The 18,498-nt window shown below is 41.2% G+C and carries 15 protein-coding genes and 2 pseudogenes; 10 read left to right on the top strand and 7 right to left on the bottom strand.

All coding sequences use genetic code 11. The annotated features are described in order from the left end of the window. Positions 1-196: 196 nt before the first annotated feature. From M3212_RS06500 to M3212_RS06475, 6 genes are all read left to right on the top strand, one after another. Entirely contained in the window at positions 197-1,261 is a 1,065-nt protein-coding gene (locus tag M3212_RS06500) for a TRAP transporter substrate-binding protein (RefSeq protein ID WP_251193152.1), read from the top strand. A 106-nt stretch (positions 1,262-1,367) separates the two neighbouring features. Next, complete coding sequence (locus tag M3212_RS06495; protein ID WP_251193151.1) at positions 1,368-2,594, top strand: M20 family metallopeptidase; 1,227 nt, start codon at positions 1,368-1,370, stop codon at positions 2,592-2,594. Positions 2,595-3,232: 638 nt separating this feature from the next. After that, positions 3,233-3,748, top strand: coding sequence for a TRAP transporter small permease (locus M3212_RS06490; RefSeq protein WP_251193150.1), 516 nt, complete (start codon positions 3,233-3,235; stop codon positions 3,746-3,748). A gap of 24 nt (positions 3,749-3,772) precedes the next feature. Beyond that, on the top strand, positions 3,773-5,041 hold the full coding sequence (locus M3212_RS06485; protein WP_251193149.1) for a TRAP transporter large permease: 1,269 nt from the start codon (positions 3,773-3,775) through the stop codon (positions 5,039-5,041). A 44-nt stretch (positions 5,042-5,085) separates the two neighbouring features. After that, positions 5,086-6,174, top strand: a complete 1,089-nt coding sequence (gene dctP, locus M3212_RS06480) for a TRAP transporter substrate-binding protein DctP (protein WP_251193148.1) — start codon at positions 5,086-5,088, stop codon at positions 6,172-6,174. 366 nt (positions 6,175-6,540) lie between these two features. Continuing rightward, positions 6,541-7,860: a Na+/H+ antiporter family protein gene (locus M3212_RS06475; RefSeq protein ID WP_251193147.1), complete on the top strand. Its 1,320-nt coding sequence runs from the start codon at positions 6,541-6,543 to the stop codon at positions 7,858-7,860. Positions 7,861-8,039: 179 nt separating this feature from the next. Here M3212_RS06475 and M3212_RS06470 read toward each other — a convergent pair whose 3' ends face one another. Then, the gene (locus M3212_RS06470; RefSeq protein ID WP_251193146.1) at positions 8,040-8,612 is read right to left on the bottom strand and encodes a biotin transporter BioY; all 573 of its coding nucleotides are present in this window, start codon (positions 8,610-8,612) and stop codon (positions 8,040-8,042) included. Positions 8,613-8,767: 155 nt separating this feature from the next. Here M3212_RS06470 and M3212_RS06465 point away from each other — a divergent pair, with 155 nt between their 5' ends. Together M3212_RS06465 and istA are read left to right on the top strand one after the other, a co-directional pair. After that, positions 8,768-9,223, top strand: coding sequence for an RDD family protein (locus tag M3212_RS06465; protein ID WP_251193145.1), 456 nt, complete (start codon positions 8,768-8,770; stop codon positions 9,221-9,223). Positions 9,224-9,546: 323 nt separating this feature from the next. Then, positions 9,547-10,497, top strand: a pseudogene (istA, locus tag M3212_RS06460) (IS21 family transposase); the annotation flags it as partial. 158 nt (positions 10,498-10,655) lie between these two features. Here istA and M3212_RS06455 read toward each other — a convergent pair. Then, the gene (locus tag M3212_RS06455; protein WP_251193144.1) at positions 10,656-11,834 is read right to left on the bottom strand and encodes an IS256 family transposase; all 1,179 of its coding nucleotides are present in this window, start codon (positions 11,832-11,834) and stop codon (positions 10,656-10,658) included. Positions 11,835-12,417: 583 nt separating this feature from the next. On the opposite strand from M3212_RS06455, the pseudogene M3212_RS06450 reads away from it, so the two are divergent. After that, a pseudogene (locus tag M3212_RS06450) lies at positions 12,418-13,158 on the top strand (IS4 family transposase); the annotation flags it as partial. After that, on the top strand, positions 13,155-13,667 hold the full coding sequence (locus M3212_RS06445; RefSeq protein ID WP_251193379.1) for a transposase: 513 nt from the start codon (positions 13,155-13,157) through the stop codon (positions 13,665-13,667). The pseudogene M3212_RS06450 and the gene M3212_RS06445, both read left to right, overlap by 4 nt. A gap of 327 nt (positions 13,668-13,994) precedes the next feature. On the opposite strand, the gene ureG is transcribed toward M3212_RS06445, so the two are convergent. The 5 genes from ureG to M3212_RS22020 form a co-directional block, all read right to left on the bottom strand. After that, entirely contained in the window at positions 13,995-14,636 is a 642-nt protein-coding gene (gene ureG, locus M3212_RS06440) for an urease accessory protein UreG (RefSeq protein ID WP_251193143.1), read from the bottom strand. A 59-nt stretch (positions 14,637-14,695) separates the two neighbouring features. Continuing rightward, entirely contained in the window at positions 14,696-15,139 is a 444-nt protein-coding gene (locus M3212_RS06435) for an urease accessory protein UreE (protein WP_251193142.1), read from the bottom strand. A gap of 305 nt (positions 15,140-15,444) precedes the next feature. Next, on the bottom strand, positions 15,445-16,023 hold the full coding sequence (locus M3212_RS06430) for a hypothetical protein (protein ID WP_251193141.1): 579 nt from the start codon (positions 16,021-16,023) through the stop codon (positions 15,445-15,447). Positions 16,024-16,112: 89 nt separating this feature from the next. After that, positions 16,113-18,053 (bottom strand): primary-amine oxidase, encoded by a 1,941-nt coding sequence (locus M3212_RS06425; RefSeq protein WP_251193140.1) that lies wholly within the window; start codon positions 18,051-18,053, stop codon positions 16,113-16,115. Positions 18,054-18,064: 11 nt separating this feature from the next. Next, positions 18,065-18,406 (bottom strand): hypothetical protein, encoded by a 342-nt coding sequence (locus tag M3212_RS22020; RefSeq protein WP_285874122.1) that lies wholly within the window; start codon positions 18,404-18,406, stop codon positions 18,065-18,067. Positions 18,407-18,498: the final 92 nt, after the last annotated feature.

Below are 18,498 nucleotides of genomic sequence, written 5' to 3'. Positions count from 1 at the left end.
GTTATAACTGGTGGTTCTAAAATAAGCCAATCGCAAAACTTTTAGCGCATCGACGAAGTTGCCCCACAACTCCAACATTGCTAAAAGTTTTGTCATGGCTCCTTATCAGCTTAACGTAGAAAAGCCATTCTTGCATTAAATAGTAAGAAATTAGTTGAAAATTTTAGTATCTATAATTATTAAGGGGGAAGATTTGATGAAGTCGAAATTTGTTCATCTACTCATGTTAATTGTAGTAAGTGTTTTTTTGGCAAGCTGTGGTGCTCAATCAACTGATAGCTCAGGAGATGAGCAAAATGAAGGTATTGAAGAAGCAAATGAGGGTATGAGCGAAGAAGTAGGATCTGATGAAGCGGTGCATTTACGATTTGGACATGTGCTAAGTGAAGAAAGTGATTACCATGTCATTGCTACCACTTTTGCTGAAGAAGTAGCGGAAAGATCAGCAGGCTCTCTCGTAATAGATGTTTTTGGACAAGGACAATTGGGAGATGAAGCGCAAATGGTAGGGAGCGCGCAGGCGGGAGATACCGCATTAGTGCTAACAGCCTTTGCTCCTGTTAGTAATATTGTGGAAGAGTTTGCAATCTTTGATCTCCCCTACTTATTTAATGGATTTGAACATGCTAATGAAGTTCTAGCAGGTGAGGTTGGAGATAGTTACTTTAGTCTGTTGGAAGATCATAATCTTATTTCTTTAGGTCATGCAGGAGCTGTGGAATTTAATGTGTATGGAAAAGAGGCAGTGCATGAAGTTTCAGATATGAATGGATTAAGGGTCCGCGTTCCTCCATCTCAGGGGTATGTATTGAGCTTTGAAGCTTTAGGTTCTCAGCCAACGCCTACTGCCTATTCTGAAGTCTATGTAGGGTTGCAACAAGGAACGCTTGACGCGGGCGTTACTTCTCCTGATCAATATATTCAAGATAACTTTGTAGAGGTAACTGATTACTACAGTCTTACAAAGACTCATCAGCAACAGCGTTTATTAGTGATGTCTAAGGCAATAATGGATTCGTTAACTGATGAACAGCAAGATATCCTCTTTGAAGCGGCAGAAATCGCAATAGAAGCCGGCAAAGCATACTATAAAAATAGTTATTTTGAATCTTTAGAAGAAGCAGAAAATAGGGGGACAGAAATTATTGAACCGGATATCGACGGGTTTAGAGAAGCGATACAAGACGTTTATGACAAAGCATTAGAAGATATTCCTAATGGCCAAGTGTTATTCGAAGAACTTAAAGAGGCAGCGTCCTAATGACTAAGGATACGAGGCTTTTCCATAATACGACAGCTCTGCAACTATAAACTAACCCTGATAAAAAAATATAGAGCATAGAGATTCTTCTTAGGAGGAGGGTAACATGACAACTACTTGGAATATGAATGACTATATAAAAATAGAAGAGGTTTTACAAATTATTCGCGATTTAATTAGAATTCCAAGTCATTGGGCTGACCAGAAAAGAGAAATACCTATAGCTAATCATTTAAAGGAGCTATTTGAATCTGAAGGGATTGATGTTTATTTACAGGAAGTAGTGGATGGGAGAGCAAATGTCATTGCTACATTAAAAGGGACGGGAGAAGGACCGAGTTTAATGTTTAATGGTCACATTGATACAGTGCCTCCTTTTGGAATGGAAAACCCGTTTGACGCAAAACTAAAAGGCAATAAGTTGTACGGACGCGGCTCTGCTGATATGAAATCAGGAATTGGCACAATGGCTTATGCCCTTATTGTTCTGAAGCGACTGGGTGTCTCATTAAAAGGAGACGCAATATTTACTGGAGTAATTGACGAAGATGCTGCTGGAAGCGCAGGAGCTAGATATATTGCTAAGAATGGCCCTATAACAGATTATGCTATTGTAACAGAACCGACGAAATGTCTCCCTGTTACAGCACATAAAGGAATGGATGATTTTGAAATTATCTTCAAAGGAAAATCTGTTCATTCGAGTGTGCCGGGTAATGGAATAAATGCAATTTACCCGGCGGCAGATTTCATCGGTCAAATAGAGCATAAATTAATTCCACAGTATAACGAGATAACCCATCCGTTAGTAGGATCTCCTACAATTAATGTAGGCTTAATACAAGGAAGCGCCAAAGCAAATAAACCTTTTTTATTAGGGCAAACTGAAACATTTTCGGGGATCGTACCTGATATATGTAACGTTTATTTAGATGTTAGATGGACGCCTAACCAAACGATCGAACAAGTGAAACAGGATATTGAAATGCTTGCTCGGGAAGTAAGTCTACGTCACGATGGGGTGGATGTGCAAGTGAATTATATCCCTCGTCCTCGTCCCGCCATGGAAATAAATAAAGAAGACAGGCTTGTGCTTGCTGTTCAAGAAAATGTTCAAAAAATTACCGGAAAAAGACCTGAAGTTTCAGGAGAAACCTTCTGGGCAGATTCGGGAATATTAAATGGAATAGCGGGCATTCCTACATTGATGTTTGGGCCGGGAGATATTGGTGTAGCCCATTCGGATAATGAATTTATAGAAATTGATGATTTAACCTTGGCTACGGAAGTTTATATTCGCACGGCTTTAGAAATTTGTGGAGTAGTTAAATAAGCATATACAATGAGAGGACAGCATTGGTCCAAAGGGCTGATGCTGTTTTCTTCTTTATATTGGAAAGCGAATGTTTTTCTTTCTATGGAGTAATACGAAATTTACTTACAAGCAAGTGGAAAAAGAGTGTGTTGTATTTAGCCTTACATTATATTGGCCATTTGCCTTAGAGGACGCTTTATTTATATGTAAAAACACCACTCATTTCAGCTGTGACATAGTGGATCACATCGATTGAATTTGAAGAACTGATGAGAGTAAGCAAGGAAGGGGCTTTTTCCTTTTTTTAGAAATTTATATTTGAGCTTTATCCTTTTTATACGTGACTTATTTCCGAGCAGATCTCTATGCGAAATAGCAAAGTAAACCAACATGAAAAAATGAAGCAGCAGGAAGAGGACAGCTGATGGAAGTTTATCTTACATGGACAGAGTATTTGCTATTATTTTTGCGTTGGATGGAGAATATAAAGAGCTGAGCCTTATGAACTGGGCTCAGCTCTTTATATTCAGGCTCAGTCAGAATTAAGACAAAATCTGGAGATTGTGGGAACTGGAGCAATTCAAGTAAGATTGTTAATAGCTCTTGATTGAAATTCATTTTTTTACATAATTTCATAGGAGGGAGGTTATGAATCTTTGAAAGTTGTTAAGATGTTAGACCGAGTGCTTATGAAAATTGAAGAATATATTTTGAGCTACGCGATTATTGTGATTGCGATCATGATTGTTGGCAATGTATTAAGCAGGTCGATTACAGGCGACGGGTGGTCATTCTCTCAAGAAGTCAGTTTATTTGCTGTGACCGTAGCGACATTCATGGGTATCAGCTATGCTGCCAGAAAGGGAAGGCACATCAGTATGTCTGCTTTTTTTGATATCGCCCCGTTTCCCATCAGAAAAGCTCTTTCCATTATTATTCCAGCTATTACTTCTATTCTTCTGTTTATTTTAGCTAAGTATGGATTTGATTATTTTATGTCGCTGTATGAAAGCGGCCGTGTGACGACGGCGATGCGGATGCCGGTGTACTTTATGGCCTTTTTTGTGCCGCTTGGCCTCGGGTTGGGCGCGCTTCAGTTTTTACGGAACATGTGGGTGAATATTAAGGAAAAAGAAGTGTATTTAGCTCAGGAGAAAAAGGATTATTCATAAAAAAACGACTGTGAGGAACCAAGAATGTTAGCAACGATGCTCGTAATTATGATTGTGCTCTTATTACTGGGGTTCCCGATGATGATTCCGATGCTGGCAGCAGCGATGGCCGTCATTGTCTTTTTTATGCCGAACGTCGACCCCATGCTGCTCGTCCAGCAGATGATGCAGGGAATTTCCTCGTATGTTTTACTCGCTGTGCCGTTGTTTATTTTTGCGGCGGACATTATGGCGACAGGGAAAACGTCAAAACGGCTGCTCGATTTTGTCGGCGCCTTTGTCGGACATTTGCGGGGTGGCTACGCGATTACGACTGCCGCCGCATGTACGTTATTCGGCTCGATTTCCGGTTCGACGCAGGCGACCGTGGTGGCAATCGGCGGACCGATGCGAAAGCGGCTGCTTTCAGTTGGATATAAAGACTCAAGTGCGATTGCTCTCATTATCAACTCCAGTGATATTGCTTTACTCATTCCGCCAAGTATCGGGATGATCATTTATGCGCTGGCGGCACCGCGCGTTTCGGTTGGTGATCTGTTTATCGCCGGAATCGGACCAGGTGTGATGGTCTTCGTGATGTTTGCGCTGTACAGCTATATTCACGCCCGGATTTATAATATCCCAAAGGTCGAAAAGCTTAGCTGGGCCAAGCGCGGCAGGGTCACGGCCAAAGCGTTGTTTCCATTAGGATTTCCGGTCATCATTGTCGGCGGGATTTATTTTGGACATTTTACCCCGACTGAAGCCGCTGGTATTTCCGTCTTATATGCTCTGATTCTGGAATTGCTTGTTTTCCGGACGATCAAGATTACTCAAGTGCCGAAAATCGCCCTTTCAACCGGTTTGGTTACGTCTGCTGTCTTTATTCTTGTGGCGGCGGGACAGGCATTTTCGTGGCTGATTTCACGGGCGCGCATTCCACAAATGGCGGCCGATGCGATTCTCAGTTTCGAGCCGTCAGCTTTACAGATTCTCTTTATTGTTTCCTTGTTTTTCTTTATCGGCTGTATGTTTGTCGATCCAATTGTCGTTATTTTAGTTTTGACGCCTATCTTTTATCCGATTGCAATGGCAGCAGATATTGATCCGATTCACCTTGGTGTCGTAATAGTATTTCAAGCTGCTGTGGGTTCAGCAACCCCGCCATTTGGCGTCGATATTTTTACGGCGAGTGCAGTATTTAACAAGTCTTATTTAGATGTCATTCGTGGAACACCGCCGTACATTCTCATTCTTTTATTTTGCTCGGTACTGATCATAGTATTTGAGGAGATTTCACTGTTTTTACTATAGTGATTTGTTCTTCAATAGATACAAAAATAAACAGGGGGTATTTGATGACGTTTAAATTGCGAAACTGGAAAACTATTTTTCTAGCCGGAGCTTTGACAGTAACACTTGCTGCATGTGGAGGGGCTGATGATTCGGCTAGTGATGAAGGAACAGACAATGGCGATGGTGCTGCCGGCGGAGAAGAAACGTACCACTGGCAATTTGTAACAGAGGAAGTGCAGGGTCAGGTTCAATATGAATATGCGGCTGAATTTGCCGACCACCTTTATGAGAAATCAGATGGCCGGATTACGATGGATCCGTTCGAGTTTGGTGCGTTAGGCAGTGAGGTTGACCAGGTTGAGCAGCTGCAGAGCGGGGCTGTCGAATTTGCGATTGTATCCCCGGGATTTACTGGTGGAATGGTTGCCGAAGGGCAAGTGTTTGCGCTGCAATTTCTCTTTCCTGATGACCAGGCTGTCACGCAGGAGATTTTAAATTCGAGCGAGGCGCTGAATACTCAGCTGGCCGCCATGTATGAAGAACAAAATATTAAGCCGCTTGCTTTCTGGACGGAAGGGGCAATGGCTTGGACTGGTAATCGTGAGCTGCGAACTCCGGCGGACTTTGAAGGCTTTCAAATGCGTACACAGGCTTCCCCTTTAATTCAGGAATCCTATCGCGCGTACGGAGCTTCACCGATTGATTTAAGCTGGGGCGAGCTTTACACGTCACTTGATTCTGGCGTAGTTGATGGACAAGAGAACCCGATCTTCTTTATCGAAGATGCTTCTTTCCATGAGGTGCAAAGCCATCTGACGATTTCCAATCATAACAACTATGTCGCGATGACGACGGTCAACCCTGATTTCTATAATGGGCTCCCGGAAGACATTCGCGCGATGATCGATGAAACGGTCGAAGAAATGCAGCCAATCGTCTTCGACATGCAGACGGAAATGAATGAAGAACTGCTTCAGGCGATCATCGATGATACAGATAACCCAACTGAAATCATTGAATTAACGGAAGAAGAGCGCGAAGCCTTTAGAGAGCTGGCGATGCCGTTACGCGACTATTTCCGTGAACAGATCAGCGAAGCAGGTGTGGAAATGTTTGATTTGCTCGAGCAGGAGATTGCCGAGGCAGAATAAGGGAGGGAGGCTGGGACAAAAGGTTGTTTTTTACCTTTTTCCCAGCCTCTCTAAGCAATGAGCGGAACCGCCACGATCTTTTAAAGCCCGTTGTGAGTGGGTTTCTCACAACGGGCTTGTGGCGTGTGAAGCCATTGCCAGTAGGTCCAAAGCTAGTTTTGTCTCAAGCTCTTTATCTATTTTATGTTGGTAAAAAAAATTTCAGGAGCGGTGGATTACCCTCTTTTAATCCACATCCGGACTTCGTACATTCCCATCATCAACTCCAAAAATAGTATTTGACAATAACTTAACAGGTTTGATAACGTAGAAGATGCTTTTTCTCATTAGCGATTTAATAAGATAAAGGATTTGGGGTTGAGAGAGATGAATGCTGTATTAATCGCGGTTATCGTGATGCTCGTCTTAAGTTTGGCGCGGGTTCATGTGGTGATAGCGCTGGCCCTTGGGGCGCTTATTGGCGGGTTGTTAGGCGGTTTGGGCTTCGAGCAGACCGTCAACGTGTTTAGTGACGGACTTGGAGGAAGTGCGCCGGTTGCCTTGAGCTATGCTTTATTAGGGGCTTTTGCTGTTGCGATTGCGCGTACCGGCTTGCCGGAGGTGATGGTTTCTGCAGTGATTAAGCTTGTCGGAAAAAGCCAGGACTCCCGCAGACAGGCGTTGTCGAAAGCGTTGATTTTCTTTTTATTAGTCATTGTTGCGTGTTTCTCGCAAAATGTAGTACCGATTCATATTGCTTTTATTCCAATTTTGATTCCACCGATTTTAAAAATTCTTAATGAACTTAAGGTTGACCGCAGAGCGATCGCGACGATTCTGACCTTTGGGTTAACGGCGCCGTATATCTTTTTGCCATATGGCTTTGGATTGATGTTTCATGAAATTATTGCTGAAAACATGAACGAAAATGGCTTGACGATTCAGCTTGCGGAAATTCCAACAGCGATGGCGATCCCGACTGCCGGTCTTGTCGTCGGGCTGCTGGTCGCGATTTTTCTGACATATCGCAAGCGACGGACGTATGAGAACCGTGCTCTAATCGGAGTGAAACAGGAAAAGCAGGACTATACGAGAGCGTCGATTATTGTTGCAGTGATCGCGATTTTACTCACATTAGTCGTCCAGACGATTTCAGATTCAATGATTATCGCGGCATTAGCGGGGATTATTGTCCTTCTGGCAGGCGGTACGTTGAAATGGAAGGAAGCTGATGGGGTTGTAACGGACGGGATGCGAATGATGGCCTTTATTTCATTTGTCATGCTCGCAGCATCAGGGTTTGCCGCTGTGATCAGGGAAACCGGTCATGTTGATCTGCTTGTTGATCAGGTGGCAAACATCGTCGGGGATAGCCAGGCGGCTGCCGCTTTTTTAATGCTCGTCGTCGGGTTGTTTGTGACGATGGGAATCGGTTCGTCCTTTGCGACCATCCCGATTATTGCCACGCTGTTTGTTCCATTAGGAATGGCGGCCGGTTTTTCGCCATTGGCGATCATCGCGTTAATCGGCACGGCGGGAGCTTTAGGTGATGCCGGAGCGCCGGCGTCCGACAGCACGCTCGGTCCGACAGCCGGACTTAATGCCGATGGGCAGCACAATCATATTTGGGACACATGCGTACCGACCTTTATCCATTTTAATATTACACTCTTTTTATTCGGCTGGTTTGCAGCGATGGTGCTGTGAACGATTCGATTTGCTGCGAGGTTGGATCAGAAGTCGAAGGTGAGAGGGAAAAACATGGCAGTGGCTCCGTTCTGCGCAAATCCGCTATCGAAGTAACTCGCTTCGGTAGCGGATTTTTTTAAAGCAGGCGCAGACTTCGCACACTGCTTAAGCTTGAGAGGGAGAAGCCTCCCATTGTCTCAAGCTCGGTTGCGGATCAGGCTATACATTCGCTGGGAAAGAAGCGCGGCAAAAATAGTCAGAATCGTATCCTTTACGAACGGGGCGGCCATCCATGCCCAGGCGAGCTGATAGCTGATCGCTTCCAGGCCTGCAAGAAATTGAAAAGCATAATACATATAATGAGTGCCGAATACATAGTTTATTACGAGTCCGGTAAAGCAGGCGATCAGAAAAGTTGGCAACGCTTTTGTCCGGCTTTTTTCAATAATGAGGCCGGTGATCAGAGCTACGAAAACAAAGGAAAGCAAAAAGCCGAAATTGGGACTGAGCAAGGTAGAAAGCCCGCCGCGAAATTGAGCGAACACCGGGAAGCCCGCCAGTCCGACGAAAAGATAAACCGTCATCGCCAAAGCGCCCAGCCTGCTGCCGAGCAATGCCCCGGCAAGAATCGAAAAAAGCGTCTGCAACGTAATCGGCACAGAGCCAATCACGAGAAACGATGTCAGGTTGGCGCCGATCGCCATTAAAGCGGCAAACATCGCGACAAGTACCATGTCTCCTGTCGCAATAAAACGTTTACGGGTTGACATTATTGTTCACTACTTTCTTTAATTGGTTAACAATAGAATAGTCATATTTTCGATGATTGTCAACTTCCTAATTTAGTTGATTAACGATTGTTTTCATTGGAGTGAAATCAAGGTATAATGGGTAATTGACTCAAATATAGAGATACATAGGAGTGATGGAAGTGGTCGAACAACCAGCCGGTTTTTGGATTCGTTTAGGAGCACTTATTATTGATGGGTTATTAATTTTTGTTGCGGTGTTGATTGTTGGTTCTTTGATCGGAATCGATGTCAGTTTAGAATCGGATACGTTTGAGAACTTTCAAGGCGCAGTGAATCTCTTGTACACGTTGCTGCTGCCTGTTTTCTGGCACGGCTATACAGTCGGCAAACGGATTTGCGGCATCCGCATTGTGAAGCTGGACGGAAGTGATGTCGGAATTGGTGCGATGCTGCTGCGGACGATCGTCGCGGGCTTTGTCTATGTCATTACACTGGGAATTGCCTTCATTGTGAGTATTTTTATGGTGGTCTTCCGCAAGGATAAACGCTCGATCCATGACATGCTGGCCCAAACATATGTCACCTATCAAAAGCCGAAAGACATCAATCCCTATCAAGAAGAAAGCTAACAAAAACGCCAAATCAGCTGGATTGTGGTCCGTTTGATTTGGCGTTTGGTCCATTAGACTTTTTTATCAAAGAAAGGTTGCTCCTTACTTGATAGTCGGAGATGACTATAGTCAGGGAAATGATTTAATAAGTGATTCCATGCTGTCCGTAGGTCATCCTGCATTGCTTCCACAGCGCGGGCTGTGGAAGCGTTCCAGTTGTAACTGCTAGAATAAAGTGAACAGTTTTTGCTCACTTCTAATGAACACTTTTCGCCTAATAAATTCTTTCCTGTAAACTGATTCTATCAGCTTATAGGAGGAACATAATGGAGGAAAAGTTAATGGTGTATTTAGAAATTCATCAATTGAGAAAGCAAAGATTAAGAGTTTCTCAGATTGCTAAAAGGTTAAGGATTTCACGCACTACAGTGTATAAATATTTGGAGATGACGTTTGAAGAGGCCGTAGAAGAATTTGAACCAGGTGATCGGAAGAAGAAGTTAGATCCCTATCGGGATTGGATCGTCAATTGGCTGCGGGAGTTTCCTTCTCTGAGTGGAGCTCAGGTATATGATTGGCTCCAAGAACGGTTTCCGAATATTAATGTTGGGGAAAGCACAGTGCGACGTTATGTCAATGAGGTAAGAGATCTGTATCAAATTGAGAAGAAGGAAGAGTCACGTGAATATGAGTCTGTCGAGGAACTGCCGCCGGGAAAACAGCTTCAAGTAGACTGGGGACAGACTATTCAAAAGGATACACACGGCAAGGAGGTGCGCCTCTACTTCATCGCGTTTGTGCTAGCACATTCACGTCAGAAATACATGTGGTGGTTAAACAGACCCTTTACCACCAATGATACCATCCGTTGCCATGACTTAGCCTTTCAATATTTTGAGGGGATTCCTGAAGAGGTGGTGTATGATCAAGATAATTTGATCGCGGTGAGTGAGAATGCAGGAGACCTGATCTTGACCAAATCATTCCAAGACTATATCCACCAAAGAAAGTTTCGAGTGTATCTATGTAGGAAGGCCGACCCTGAATCGAAAGGAAAAATTGAAAATGTCGTGAAATACGTAAAGAACAACTTCGCTAAAAACCGGATATATTCGACCCTAGAAGATTGGAACGGCTGCAGCCTAAAATGGCTAGAGAGAACTGGAAACTATAAGGTACACAATACAACTAAAAAGAGACCTTACGAAGTGTTCCGCCTGGAAAAGCAACACTTCCGAAAGATCTCTGATCCGCTTTCTTACGAAAGCAACAATATTATTTCCTTAGTTAAGTAATTCCTACTTCATAGATTTATCTTTAGTAACTTCCTGTTTTTACGATAGTGTCAATAAGTTGTGTAAAAATCAATAGGGTACTTCCTCAGGTCTTAGGGGAGGGAGTTTCTGGTATGGCCCCCGAGGGGGCCATACCAGAAAAAATTTCCACATCCCTATTCGCGTTCGGTTCCGTATCGCTGTTTGAACATCTCCTGCAAAGTAGAGTAGGCATTACTAAAGCCTCTTAATTTTCTTTCTGCCCAACGTTGATTATAGTCCATCGATTGAAGGTAAACGATTTTTTCAGCCGCTTTTTCAGTGGGGAGACTGTTCATGGTTTTGGTGCGTTTCTTGATCTCCTTGATCGTTCGCTCGATGATATTCGTCGTGTAAATCATCGGTTGAATAGAGGAGGGATAGGTTAAAAAGGTCAGCAGAACATCAAGGTCTTGTTCCCAGCTTTTAACGACTTTTGGATATTTCTTTTGCCATGTGTCCTTGAAAGCACGGAACTTTTCCTTGGCTTCCTCTTGAGTATTGGCTTTATAAATAGGTTTAAGATCTTCAGCTACAGCGGACTGATCCTTCTTTCTGACGGCATTGAGAGCATTACGAACCTTATGAACAACACAGCGCTGGACATCCGCTTTTGGATAAACGGCTTTCATAGCTTCCTCAAGACCTGGAAGCCCGTCGAATACACCTAGAAGAACTTCTTCAAGGCCACGGTGATAAAGGTCGTTAAGAATCGTCTTCCAACCTAGCGCACTTTCTTGGCCACCAACATAGAAACCCAGAATTTCTCTGAAGCCATCTTCCGTGACGCCGACAACGAGATAGACGACTTCATTAGCAACATCATCACGACGCAGCTTGAGATAAGTACCATCTAAATAAAGGACAGAGTAGCGCTTTTTCAGTGGACGTTGTTGCCAAGACTCAATATCCTCTGCCACGACGTCGGTGATTTGACTAATCGTTGCAGCCGAGTAAGAATGACCTAAAATACGCTCAATAAACTGACCAATTTCACGGGTGCTTACACCTTTTTGATACATTGTGATAATGGTTTCACCAAGCCACTGCTCACGTCGTTGATAAGGAGAAAAGATCTCTGTTTGAAAGGCATTTTCACGATCACGAGGCACTTGTAGATCTTCCAATCTTCCATACTTGGTATCTAGTTGCCTTTGATAGAAGCCGTTCTTCTGGTTTTTTAACTCTGGGTGTTCATGTTCAAAAAAACTATTCATTTCTTCTTTCATCATAGTCTCAAGTTTTTCTTTCACAAACTCACGAACCATAGAATCTAATTGATTTTCAAGTGTGTTTTGTCCTATACTAGTACTCATAGGTAGGGCATCTCCTCTCAGTTGGTTTAGCGGTTAACTAGAGGGTACCCTACCTCTTTTTTTGTTTCAAATCATTTACACAAACTATTGTACGTCATCAAACTAAGCAGTTAATTGGCTGGTGTGAAGGCAGTATTGAACCAGACTCATCCCACGACTTTTTGGTTTATATGTTTGTTGTTTTAGAAATCTATATTAGGTTATATGGTCTTGCTTTAGAAGTTTCTAGTGAAACTAAAGGGAGCTTCTATTAAAGAAGCACCTCGTTTGCTGCGCAATGAAATGATACTGGTAAATGATAAAACATATAAGAGGCGATCACTTTTATGAGTGGTCGTCTTTCGTATTTGAATCTTACAGTGTTATTTTTTTACCGACTTTGTTTAAAGCATTACAGAAAGTAACGAGGATAGTTTTACAGACGACTAATAATTTATTTATAATTGACCATTAACTTTGCATAAAGTTCTTCAAGATTTGTCAAGTAGTTTCGAAGTAGAAATTTATGGTTCAAAAGCACAAAAAAACTCCTTATAATTAGGTTTGGTAGTTCTGTCCAAATCCTAAATACAAGGAGATACACATGGACAAGAATACCATAAAATCTACAATTAATAAACTGCTAAAAGTCATAGATGAACAGACTTTTTCCAACCTAATTAACGTGATCGACCTTGATAAGTACGTGAAAAAGTTAACTGCCTATAAATTTCTTCAACTGTTGATTATTTCGCAATTGAATGAAACCAAAAGCTTAACGGCGATGTCCAAGCAGCTTAAAGACAAGGAAGAACTTCATGTTCAACTTGCTTTTGATGCCATCAGCACGTCCCAACTTTCAAGAAAACTGGGCGATTTATCGCCTGAGTTATTTGAAAAAATCTCTCATTACTTAGTGTTGAGCATTCAAGCGAACATGAAGACTTCTCCTATCATTCGCGACATCGGTCGCTTGCATGTCATTGATTCCACGACGATGAGCATGAGTTTGAGCCAGTATCCATGGGTGACTTTTCGCAAAACCAAAGCGGGAGTTCGGCTCCATTTACGAGTCGTGGTCACAGATGAAGTCGTTCTTCCTGATAAAGGGATTATTTTACCGGCTAGACATGCGGATCACACCCAATTGACGGAACTTATTGACATCGATTCCGATGCAATTCACTTGTTTGATCGAGGATATGTCGACTATAAAAAATTTGATAAACTTTGCTTACACGACGTTCGCTTTATCACACGTTTAAAGAAAAATGCCAAAATTGATGTGCTTTCCGAACAGGTTCCCAAAGCCAATTCTCCTATTATCCAAGACCAAGAAGTATTTCTAGGAAGCATGGAAAATGGAACTCAAATGGAGCATCTTGTGCGATTGTTCAAACGCACGATGGGCAAGGAAACAAAGTCATCCTTGTCACCAATTGTTTCGAATTGTCTGCCGAAGAAATCGGAGACCTGTATCACTACCGCTGGAAAATTGAAACCTTTTTCAAGTGGATGAAACAACATTTGACGTTTAAAACGTTCTATGGCAAGAGTGAGAATGCCGTGTGTAATCAAATCTGGGTCGCTCTGATCACGTACTGCTTGCAAGTTTTATTACAGCAACAGGTGCACCATGAAGGTCCTTTGCTTGAAATGAAGCAAACCCTTCAGATCCTCTTATTTAACGAATTTGATGTCTTCCTTCGTGCTCTTTTCAGACAACCTACACGTTCCTCTAAGGGGAGAGGAAAGCTGAACTGGGAAGAAGAATTTCGAAACATTGAGCATCAATTCGAGGAAGGAGAGGTGAGTCATTTAGACGACTTGACGTACGACCCTCTATTTAACTAGGAAAAAGATAACTGTAAAATTGTGGATAAGGACTACCATTTGTTTACCTGTTGTCCTTTTTTCCATTGAACTAAGTTGAATCATAATCTGAATGTTCAGATTATGATTCAGCAGCTACATTTACTTGTTTGACAACTGAACTTTTTGTTTATGCAATGCTAATGATTATGGTTAAAATATCAACATTAAAATTTAACATAGAACCAGGCAACTTCTTGCGAAATCGCACAAGAAGTTGTCTGGTTTTTTGAAGTAACTCACGATTTGTGACAAATCCTATGTTTTTAATGCCCTATCTAAGACTCTGTTTTATGCAGCACTAGAGCATTAGTGATCGACACTTAAAGATTCTTTTTCATATAAGTCTTCGAGTAATAACTGGTGCTGGATCCATTGAATGATTTCATTAATTCCAATATTTTTTTTCTGGTTCGCGAAGATGAAAGGACGACCTTCGCGTGCTTTAGTTGTATCTGTTTTCATCATCTCTAAATCGACATCTACATAAGGAGCTAAATCAATTTTATTTATAACCAAAAGGTCTGAACGAGTAACTCCTGGTCCGCCTTTACGGGGAATATCTTGTCCTTCTGCTACGTCTATGACATAAATGAAGCCATCCACTAGTTCAGGACTAAATGTGGCAGATAAGTTATCTCCACCGCTTTCAATAAAGATAATATCTAGTTCTTCAAACCGATCATTTAAATCATCAATCGCTTCAAAATTCATAGAAGCGTCTTCTCTAATGGCAGTATGTGGGCACCCTCCCGTTTCAACACCAATAATTCGATCTGGAGGTAGTACACCATTCTTTGTTAGAAACTCGGCATCCTCTTTTGTATAAATATCGTTCGTAATAACTGCCAGGCTATAATCGTTGTACATCGCTCGTGTCAACCTCTCCGTTAAAGCCGTTTTTCCAGATCCAACAGGACCACCAATACCAATTCTTACAGGTTTTTTCATTTGAAAACTCCTTTTCTGTAAATAATTTTGCCTTAAAGTTGCTTTGAATCCATAAGATATTAATGATGATGTCCTTTATACTTAAATGGAGTTTCGAAACGACGTTCCGTTTTTTCATAAGCTACTCCAGCGTCTATAAAAATCGATTCTAATGTTTCATCAAATCGGACAATAATTTCTGTTTCTGTGATAAGGGAGGGGGTGTGGCGGTTACCTAATTCAAATCCGACTTTTCCCATTTCAGTCATAGATTTAGGCGTAATTACATAGGCAGGTTCTAGCTTTGTTCGAACAGCAATAATCGTATCATCATTTTTGAAGATAATGTCACCATAGTGAAGATGGGAATCTCCGTCTAGAGAGATAGCGACTTCCGTACCTCTATTCGTTTGCTTTCTTAAAATCCGCTTATTCAACTCCTCCCAATCTAGTTCTAGCCATTCTACCGTTTCTACATTAATTTCTTGATTTTTAACATTACCGATTACCGTTTTGACCAACATAGCTTCTTCCTCCTTATGATTGAAATAAGATTTCGTAAACGATCAGAGCAGAGACAATAAATTATCACCTAATAAAGGGGAATGTGATCTGGACAACTTCACTCCGATGTAGAAAAAAAGGTAAAATTCCTCAGTGAGTTTTTATAATTTTCTAATTTTTATAAACACTCTACTATAAAAGTATAGTTCTAATAGATTCGAAGCAATGAGTATGTTATATTATTTAACTAATTTTATAGGAAATAATTTCATGAGTAGGTTTTTTGTACATATAAGGTAAGGAGCAATTGCTAGATCATTCTTTTTTAATGATGATGCCCTTCCATATGTCGTTCTATTTGCTCCAAATGAATTTGATCTAAATCACCAGACTCAAGTATTGTAGAAAACAAAAGGATGAGTAAGGAGAGAGTGGTTGTGATTATTTTTGAATAAGGAATGCTATTTTTAGGTTGAGGACTTTGTGAGCTCAATTCTTGATCAATAAGATAAAAGATCACTAGGACTGACAAAATAAAAATCAGCACCATAAAACTGACCATTAAAATAAAGTTTGTGGTTGGGAGCATATCACCGAGCATTGCTCCCATCATCCCACCCATAATTCCAGCACCAGCACCCTCAAGCATTGTTAAGAAACTGATTGGTAGTCCAATAGCCATTGCAATCACGATCCCAAATGAGACACTTATTATAGTAGAGAACGTTAAGTCTCGTATGATGACACCTAGTATGACACCCAATGTCACACTAGCCATCATACTAATGATCATTGCAGATATTAGGCCTTTCATATTTTCAAGGTTTTTACGATTACGATAAACTTTTCTAATACATACAAGAGTATAGATGATGACTATAGAAATCATGATCCCAAAAAACATAGATGCCCCTCCTAAACGATTAGAGATTAATCAAAATGCCTGCCCATCATTAGATTAGGACAGGCATTTCATTTGTCATTTAACCTTCATTACGATGAACATGAGGTATGACAACTTGAACCGTGTTTTGGTACAGAAGGGGGGACATCTAAAGCTGGATTACGGTCAAAGAAACCTACAGGCTTTAACATAAAGCCCATATATGCAGTCGGCATAACAGGCCAATCTTCAGGACGGGTAATATGATGGTGGCCCATCGTATACCAAACCACGATATCTGTGTTATCAATCGAGCGGTTAGCTTTCGTATAAGAAGGTAAGCCATCGCCGCCAGCATATTGGTTAGGGTATCTACCAGATGCATATTTTTCTTCAGAATCATACGGTGTACAGACGAAATGATTTTTGAGAAAACCTGCACGTTTTAGTAAGCTAGAGTCTTCATGGGCAAAAGGTAGGCAATTTTCTCCTGTAAATAATTTATAGCCGACTGGCTCATTGACAAGATTTTTACTCGATTCATTGACAATCTTCCAATACCGAGCCGATTCAATACTTAAATTTCTTATGGATTCTTGTTCCGTTTTAAATTTAGTAGATACTGGATAAAATGCATTTTTAAACGGATTATCAGGACCTGGTGGTGCGCTTTCTGTATTGACCTCGTATACGGAGTTATTTACACCATCCACCATCATATCAAGACGAACATTAAAGAAATGTTGATGGTGAGGTGCATATAATTGTGGAGCGATGAGGTTACCGTATTTTGATGTTTCTTCTGGATGCATTGCACCTGTATGCAAAACACCAGTAAGTTTCACTTCATACTCGATAGAACCATCTTGGTAGAAATTCCAGAAAAATCCATACTCATAATTTCCAACGGTTGAAATGCTAGAAAGAACTAATCTTCTGGAGCGACGCAATTCCACTTTGTCTGTACGCCAGTCAGTATGCTTCCAGCCAATACCATAATCTTCTTCATGCAAACAAATCGCATTAGGGATTGTTACAACATTTCCGCTAGTATCCACTAAATGGGCATCAAAATATTTTATTTCACCAAGGCAGTCACAACCTAAAGTTAATGGATTGGCAACCATTCCGATTCCGTATTCTCCTGCGTCAAAGGCATTATTGCGGTTATAAGGTTCATTCGGGTCTCCATAAGGAACGACCATCTCTGAGAGGGAAGCACGGTATAGTATTGGACGTTCTTCGCCTTTATCTTGGTATGTAACCGTATGAAGAACAAGCCCTTCGCGTGAAGTAAAACCAAAGCGAATGTTCCATTTCTGCCACTCAATTTGATGTCCTTTGATTACAAAACTTGGACCCTCTGGCTGAATAATATCTAGAGGTTTAATATCCGTTCGTAATTCCCCGACTAAATCTGGAGTGTAATTTCCGTCTAAAGGCGGAAGAGGTACAACTCCATTGTCAATTATTTTTACAACTTCCATTTTGCCTAAATCGACAAGAGCATATAAGCCTGAGATAGGTCTTGCATATCCATTATCATCGGCAAATGATCTTAACCAACAAATGGCACGAGCGAGTCTCAAGCCATCTTCTTCTTCTATTCCAAAATTCCCTGCAGACCAAGGGTCGACCATCACTAAATCAAAATCTTTAATCCCGCGTTTTAGTAGAGCTGATTGAAATTCGGGGTTTCTTTTAACCGTTTGCTCACATTCTAAAAATTCATCGAGCATAATGGACGGTTGCACATCAGGGATATATGTCCATGAACTGATCGTTTTATCATTTAATGAAACGACAGCTTCATAGGTTTTGCCTTCTGAACAATCTAATAAAATACAAAATGCTTCTCGGTTAATTTCATCGCCTTCCTTAAAATTTAAGACTACTTCTTTTGGAGGTTCTAGTAGAGTAACGGATACAAAACGAAAAGCTGAAGTTGTTTTTTCTTTTTTTAGGATATCAGTAGTTAGAGATAATTCCTCTGGAGTTAATGGTTCAAGGGGATGATTAACAATTACACTTTCTTTAACATGTTTTGACATTTAAAAACCTCCTATGTTTGATAGTTTAAGAATATAAGATTGAGTTTAACGGGTATTGTAAAAATTGGAACTTTGTCATTATATATGACAATGAATTTCCAATGTCTTGATCCAGTTTCTGATGCAGCTCCTAGGCAAACGATGGACAGGTCTAATCCTTTACCAACTACTTTTTTGGAGCTCAACCGTTTTGCCGTACAATTTGATTCTGAACCGAAACTTGTTTCGAGTATTACATTAATGACGACATTAATTAGTATAGTAACAATTACTTTATTATTAACATTACTGCAATGAAGTTTATTTTGAGTTAACAATTGATTACAGCCATCCGATTGAACCAGTTGTGCCATCTTTTTGATCCGCCTCGGACATGAATTTGATCCAATTAAGACATGACTGACCCACCCTCCTATATAATGAAGGAGCACATTTGTGCAAATTT

Source organism: Halalkalibacter oceani (assembly GCF_023715705.1).
Classification (GTDB): Bacteria; Bacillota; Bacilli; order Bacillales; family Bacillaceae_D; genus Halalkalibacter; species Halalkalibacter oceani_A.
This window is presented reverse-complemented; position numbering and strand designations above follow the sequence as displayed.

What these genes read in the sequence shown, in the direction of transcription:
- M3212_RS06455 (WP_251193144.1), bottom strand. Translation starts at nt 11,834, where the DNA reads ATGAGTACTAGTATAGGACAAAACACACTTGAAAATCAATTAGATTCT.
- M3212_RS06475 (WP_251193147.1), top strand. Translation starts at nt 6,541, where the DNA reads ATGAATGCTGTATTAATCGCGGTTATCGTGATGCTCGTCTTAAGTTTG.
- M3212_RS22020 (WP_285874122.1), bottom strand. Translation starts at nt 18,406, where the DNA reads ATGGCACAACTGGTTCAATCGGATGGCTGTAATCAATTGTTAACTCAA.
- M3212_RS06495 (WP_251193151.1), top strand. Translation starts at nt 1,368, where the DNA reads ATGACAACTACTTGGAATATGAATGACTATATAAAAATAGAAGAGGTT.
- M3212_RS06500 (WP_251193152.1), top strand. Translation starts at nt 197, where the DNA reads ATGAAGTCGAAATTTGTTCATCTACTCATGTTAATTGTAGTAAGTGTT.
- M3212_RS06435 (WP_251193142.1), bottom strand. Translation starts at nt 15,139, where the DNA reads ATGTTGGTCAAAACGGTAATCGGTAATGTTAAAAATCAAGAAATTAAT.
- M3212_RS06430 (WP_251193141.1), bottom strand. Translation starts at nt 16,023, where the DNA reads ATGTTTTTTGGGATCATGATTTCTATAGTCATCATCTATACTCTTGTA.
- M3212_RS06485 (WP_251193149.1), top strand. Translation starts at nt 3,773, where the DNA reads ATGTTAGCAACGATGCTCGTAATTATGATTGTGCTCTTATTACTGGGG.
- ureG (WP_251193143.1), bottom strand. Translation starts at nt 14,636, where the DNA reads ATGAAAAAACCTGTAAGAATTGGTATTGGTGGTCCTGTTGGATCTGGA.
- M3212_RS06470 (WP_251193146.1), bottom strand. Translation starts at nt 8,612, where the DNA reads ATGTCAACCCGTAAACGTTTTATTGCGACAGGAGACATGGTACTTGTC.
- dctP (WP_251193148.1), top strand. Translation starts at nt 5,086, where the DNA reads ATGACGTTTAAATTGCGAAACTGGAAAACTATTTTTCTAGCCGGAGCT.
- M3212_RS06465 (WP_251193145.1), top strand. Translation starts at nt 8,768, where the DNA reads ATGGAAGTGGTCGAACAACCAGCCGGTTTTTGGATTCGTTTAGGAGCA.
- M3212_RS06425 (WP_251193140.1), bottom strand. Translation starts at nt 18,053, where the DNA reads ATGTCAAAACATGTTAAAGAAAGTGTAATTGTTAATCATCCCCTTGAA.